General features: G+C 71.3%; 4 protein-coding genes. All 4 read right to left on the bottom strand.

Annotated elements, in window-relative coordinates; translation table 11 throughout:
• A partial coding sequence (locus CVO76_RS04660) for a polyphenol oxidase family protein (RefSeq protein WP_208740918.1) occupies nt 1–761 on the bottom strand: 761 nt, incomplete at its 3' end.
• Between the two features lie 3 nt (nt 762–764).
• Nucleotides 765–1,964 (bottom strand): cell division protein FtsZ, encoded by a 1,200-nt coding sequence (ftsZ, locus tag CVO76_RS04655; RefSeq protein ID WP_133081662.1) that lies wholly within the window; start codon nt 1,962–1,964, stop codon nt 765–767.
• Nucleotides 1,965–2,215: 251 nt separating this feature from the next.
• Complete coding sequence (locus CVO76_RS04650; RefSeq protein WP_208740916.1) at nt 2,216–3,049, bottom strand: cell division protein FtsQ/DivIB; 834 nt, start codon at nt 3,047–3,049, stop codon at nt 2,216–2,218.
• On the bottom strand, nt 3,046–4,452 hold the full coding sequence (murC, locus tag CVO76_RS04645; protein WP_208741703.1) for a UDP-N-acetylmuramate--L-alanine ligase: 1,407 nt from the start codon (nt 4,450–4,452) through the stop codon (nt 3,046–3,048). The genes CVO76_RS04650 and murC overlap by 4 nt, the downstream gene beginning before the upstream one ends.
• Between the last annotated feature and the right edge of the window lie 12 nt (nt 4,453–4,464).

The following is a 4,464-nucleotide window of genomic DNA, read 5'->3' as shown; positions in this document are numbered from 1 at the left end:
TCGGCGGGAGCGACCCCCCGCCACACCAGCCCGGCGATCCTGCCCGCTCCGGGTTCCCGCCGGTGCGAGTACAGTCCCGGGTTCTCCAGGGTGCAGGCCGGGCCGCACCCTTCGACCCGCTGGGCCCGGACGGACGACCGCTCGAGCTGGCGCTGGACGGCCGCCGGGAGGTCGAGCGCCGGCGTTCCCGTCGGCGTCCGCGACGCGGCCTCCGGGACGGTGAGCGCGATCGACTCCATCATCCCGGCAGGCACCTCGTAGCAGGATCCGCACACCGAGGGTCCGATCCACGCTGCCAGGTCCCGGGCACCATGGCTCCGCAACAGGCGGACGGCACCTTCGACGATCCCGTTGCCGACACCGGCACGGCCCGCGTGCACGACGGCCGTGGCGCCCGTACCGCCGTCGGTGACCGCCGCGTCCGCGAGGACGATCGGGACGCAATCGGCGACGAGAACGGCCAGCGGCTCACTGCCGTCGAGGGACACCATCGCATCCGCGTCCGGGGGGACGGGATCGCCGGCGGCGACCAGGGCGACCCGGTCGGAATGGGTCTGGCTCATGAACCGGAGTGACCCCGCGGGGACGCCCAGCGCTTCCTCGATCCCCCGCCTGTTGTCCCGGACGGCGTCCGGAGCATCCCCCACGTGGAGGGCGAGGTTGCCGGCAGCTGCGGAGGTGAAGGCGACGCGGAGACCCGGACGCACCTCCGCGTTCCAGTAGAACGGGGAGGTGCGTCCGGGACCTTCGGCTGCGTCCACCGACTACTTGAGGAAGTCGGGTACGTCGAGGTCGTCGGACCGTCCGGCCGAGAAGTCCGGCTCCACGATCGCGGGGAGGTCCACGTCGAAGCCCGAGTCCGCGGGCACTGCCTGCACGTTCTGCGCACGCTGCTGCGACCAGGCGCCGAGGCCGGCGGTGGCGGCGCCGGCCATGCGCTGCTGGTCCCCACCGACGCTCGGCGCGACGGCCGGGCGCGATGCGGGGGCAGGGGCGGCGGCAGGCTGCGAGGTGGCATCCACCTGGTCGAAGCCGGCCGCGATCACGGTCACGCGCGCCTCGTCGCCCAGCGCATCGTCGATGACCGCACCGAAGATGATGTTCGCCTCGGGGTGTGCGACCTCCTGCACGAGGCGGGCGGCCTCGTTGATCTCGAAGAGGCCGAGATCCGAGCCACCCTGGATCGAGAGCAGCACGCCGTGCGCGCCGTCGATCGAGGCTTCGAGCAGCGGCGATGCGATGGCGAGCTCCGCGGCCTTGACGGCGCGATCCTCGCCGCGAGCCGAGCCGATGCCCATGAGCGCCGAACCGGCGCCCTGCATGACGGACTTCACGTCGGCGAAGTCGAGGTTGATCAGGCCCGGCGTGGTGATGAGGTCCGTGATGCCCTGGACACCGGACAGCAGCACCTGGTCGGCGGAGCGGAACGCGTCGAGCATCGAGACGTTCCGGTCGCTGATGGAGAGCAGCCGGTCGTTCGGGATCACGATGAGCGTGTCGACCTCCTCTCGGAGGGTGTCGATGCCGCTCTCGGCCTGGTTCGAGCGCCGCCGGCCCTCGAACGTGAACGGACGGGTGACGACGCCGATCGTCAGGGCGCCGAGGGAACGTGCGATCCGGGCGACGACGGGAGCGCCGCCGGTGCCCGTGCCGCCACCTTCGCCGGCGGTCACGAAGACCATGTCGGCTCCGCGCAGGACTTCCTCGATCTCCTCGGAGTGGTCCTCCGCCGCGCGGCGGCCGACCTCCGGGTCCGCTCCGGCGCCGAGGCCGCGGGTCAGCTCGCGACCGACGTCGAGTTTGACGTCGGCATCGCTCATGAGCAGCGCCTGCGCGTCGGTATTGATGGCAATGAACTCCACGCCACGGAGCCCGACCTCGATCATGCGGTTGACGGCGTTGACGCCGCCGCCGCCGATGCCGACGACCTTGATGACGGCCAAGTAATTCTGAGGTGCTGCCACGTCCTGTGTCCCTTGTTCGAATCTGTGTGCTGTACGGGGGCTGCCGGTGTTCCGGGTTCAACCTTTACCTTCGACAACGTTAACGTTCAGGTTGAGAGTTAACGTTATGTCAAGTAACTTCTATGTTTGACGCTAGGTGCAAGCGCTCCGCGTTGCAATGACCTGACGCCGCGTGTCGGTTCTGTCGACGCGCTGTGTACTCTTTTCACGCTCTGTTCGACCGCGGGCCGCACAGAGCGCGACGCCGTGCCTCACCGGGTGACCGGTCGGTCGGGGGTGCTCACGTCGAACACCTTCACCGGCGGATCGGTGGCGGGCATCGCGAGCATCGCCTCCAGGACGCTCGCCTTCTCGGAGCTGCGCTCGGCGCTGCCCCAGAAGATCCTCCGGTCCCCGGCCAGTGAGAGCTGGATGGAGTCGACGCTCGCTGCCGAGGCGCTGTTGAGCCGGGACAGCACGGAGACGGGCAACTCCGCCAGGACCGCCGTGATCGAGGAGAAGACCTCGGAGTTGACCGCGTTGGTCCCGCCGTCGATCAGCGGGAGCTTCACCTCGTCGCGTCGCGCCACGGTGCTCAGCTGGCGGCCGTCCGCATCGATCAGCACGAAGTCGCCCCCGTTCTGCAGGACGGCGACGGGTACGCGTTCGCGGACGGTGACCACGAGCGTCGACGGGGGCTCGGCGGCGATCCCGACGTCCTCGATCGGCGCCTTGTCCGCCAGCAGCCCGCGGACCTGGTCGGGCGCGATCCTCGTCAGCGACGTCCCCATCAGCGGAGCGAGGGCCGTCTCGACCTCCGACGCGGTGACCAGCGAGTTGCCCTCCACCTCGACCGTCCGCAGCGCCAGCGCCGGCGAGAACACGACGTACGCGACCACGCCGCCGAGGACCAGCACGAGCGCGGTGATGGCCAGGACGGTGTTCCGCACCCGGTGGGAGCGTCGGGGCGCGGGGAACTCGAGGACCTTCCCGGCGGAGGCCGGCCGGTCCGCGCGGTCGACGCGGCCCGGCGCTTCCGCCCCGGCCGTCGCCCCGGCCTTCGGCACGGCCTGTACCCGGGCGATGCGTGGCTTCCTCGGCGTCATGCGCCGGTCCCCGCCGGTCCTGTTCCGTCCGCCCGCTCCTTCAGCAGGCCGACCAGCCGGATGCCGTACTGCGTGACGTCTCCCGCTCCGATGGTCAGGATGATGTCACCGGGTTCCGCCCGGTCGATCACGGAGCGGAGGGCCTCGTCCGGGTCCTCGCGATAGGAGGCGCCGGCACCCGGCATGAGATCGGTGATGGTCCAGCCGCCGATGTCGTCGACCGGGTCCTCGCGTGCCGCGTACACCGGCAGCACGGTCGCGGAATCCGCGAGGGACAGCGCCTCGGCGAAGCCCGCGGCGAACTCCCGGGTGCGGGAGAACAGGTGGGGCTGGAAGAGGACATGCACCCCGTGCTCCCCCGCCACGGTCCGGGCGGCCGTCAGGGCGGCATGGACCTCGGTCGGATGGTGGGCGTAGTCGTCGAACACCCGGATGCCGTCGCCCTCGCCCCTGGCCTCGAAACGTCGCGCGGCGCCGGAGAAGAGCGACAGGCCGGTCGCGGCGACGGCCGGATCCACCCCGAGTTCGAGGGCGACGGCGAAGGCCGCGGCGGCGTTGAGGATGTTGTGCCGCCCCGGCACGCTCAGCTGCAGTTCCTGCTGTGCGTCCAGCCCGTCGACGGCGAAGGACAGGACGCTGTTGGTGGTGCTGCCCACGGCCCTCGTGTCACTGATCCGGATGTCCGCCGTCCCGGCGTAGCCGTAGGTGCGCACGCGGCGTGGTTCCGGTACCCCGGCGGCCAGTGCGGCGGCACCGGCGTCGTCGGCGCACGCCACGAGGAGCCCGTCCTCGGGGAGCCGCCGGGCGAAGGTGCGGAAGGCCGCATGGACCGCGTCCGCCGTCCCGTAGTGGTCGAGATGGTCCGCTTCGACGTTCGTCACGACGGCGATGCGGGGCTCGTAGTTCAGGAACGAGCCGTCCGATTCGTCCGCTTCGGCGACGAAGACGCTTCCGTCCGCCCACTCGGCGTTGACGCCGAGGGCGGCCACGTCTCCCCCGATGGCGAAGGACGGACCCACGCCGGCGTTGCGCAGGAGGACGGTGATCATCGCGGTCGTCGTGGTCTTGCCGTGCGTACCGGCGACGGCGACGGCCTGCTGGCCGGTCATCGCCGCCGCGAGTGCCTCCGAACGGTGCAGCACCGGCAGGCCGCGACGGCGTGCCTCGACCAGTTCCGGGTTCGTGTCGCGGATCGCCGAGGACACGACGATCGTCCCGGTGTCGGGTACCGCCTCCGCGGAGTGCCCCACGGTCACGTCGGCGCCGAGCGCGGACAGCGCACGGAGCCCCTTCGATTCGGCCGCGTCCGAGCCCGAGACCCGCAGGCCCTGGCCGAGGAGGACCCGCGCGACGGCCGACATGCCGGCACCGCCGAGTCCGATGAAATGCACGGGTTCCTGCAGTCCGGCGTCGAG

This window comes from Arthrobacter agilis, assembly GCF_002953615.1.
GTDB lineage: Bacteria > Actinomycetota > Actinomycetes > Actinomycetales > Micrococcaceae > Arthrobacter_D > Arthrobacter_D agilis_B.
This window is presented reverse-complemented; position numbering and strand designations above follow the sequence as displayed.